The sequence below is a fragment of the Pseudonocardia nigra genome (genome assembly GCF_019396355.1).
GTDB classification, from domain to species: Bacteria; Actinomycetota; Actinomycetes; order Mycobacteriales; family Pseudonocardiaceae; genus Pseudonocardia; species Pseudonocardia nigra.
On sequence record NZ_JAHKRK010000533.1, the window covers coordinates 1 to 817 of the forward strand.

The 817-nt window shown below is 60.7% G+C and carries 2 protein-coding genes; one reads left to right on the forward strand and one right to left on the reverse strand.

The genetic code is table 11. The features are described from left to right. The coding region (locus KME75_RS42045; protein WP_219420646.1) for an IS30 family transposase at positions 1–255 on the forward strand (255 nt) is incomplete at its 5' end. Here KME75_RS42045 and KME75_RS47420 read toward each other — a convergent pair. Next, complete coding sequence (locus tag KME75_RS47420) at positions 220–375, reverse strand: hypothetical protein (RefSeq protein ID WP_219420649.1); 156 nt, start codon at positions 373–375, stop codon at positions 220–222. The two genes, KME75_RS42045 and KME75_RS47420, sit on opposite strands and share 36 nt — an antisense overlap. Positions 376–817 lie beyond the last annotated feature (442 nt).

The following is an 817-nucleotide window of genomic DNA, read 5'->3' on the forward strand; positions in this document are numbered from 1 at the left end:
ACCGGGCTGTCCGTGTATTTCTGCGACCCGCACAGCCCGTGGCAACGCGGAACGAACGAGAACACCAACGGCCTCCTCCGTCAGTATTTCCCGAAGGGCACAGACCTATCCCGGCACGGCCGCGAAGAGCTCGCTGCAGTCGCTAACGCACTGAACACCCGACCCCGCAGAACACTCGACTGGCGAACTCCCAGCGAAGCACTCCACGACGTGCTATATTCACATCACCGAGCCGGTGTTGCGACGACCAGTTGAATCCGCCCAGTACACCTCGATCGACTTCGGCCGCACGCTGCGCACCAGCGGCGTGGTCGCCTCGATGGGCAGCATCGGCGACGCGTTCGACAATGCGATGGCCGAGAGCTTCTTCGCCACCCTCAAGGAAGAGATGATCTGGCCGACCCGCCACGAACCCTCCCCTGGAAGGCAGGTACCAACACGACCACCCGCGGTGTGGTGCAGGGGCACTGCTTGCCTGACGACAGACGAAATGACAACCACTTGAAGTCCCCGCGTGTCCGGCCGTCTAGATGTCGTTTCCGGCCGTCTAGTCTAGATGTCACGGAGCCATCTCCCGGGACATGGAGGGTTATTCAGCGAAGCGTTTCGTTACGGTTCTGAGATCAACTTGCGCGTGTCGACAAGCGAGTGACGGTCCGATTCACGCGAGAATGGGTTTGCCAACACAATCCCACGTGAACGGACCGTCGCGTTGTATCATACCACTGGCCTGCACCAGGAAGAGCTCGTGGATCTGTGCTTGACGATCCAGTCGGAGGTTCCCCCGGAAGAGCGGCAGTGGCCTCAGATTCTAGGA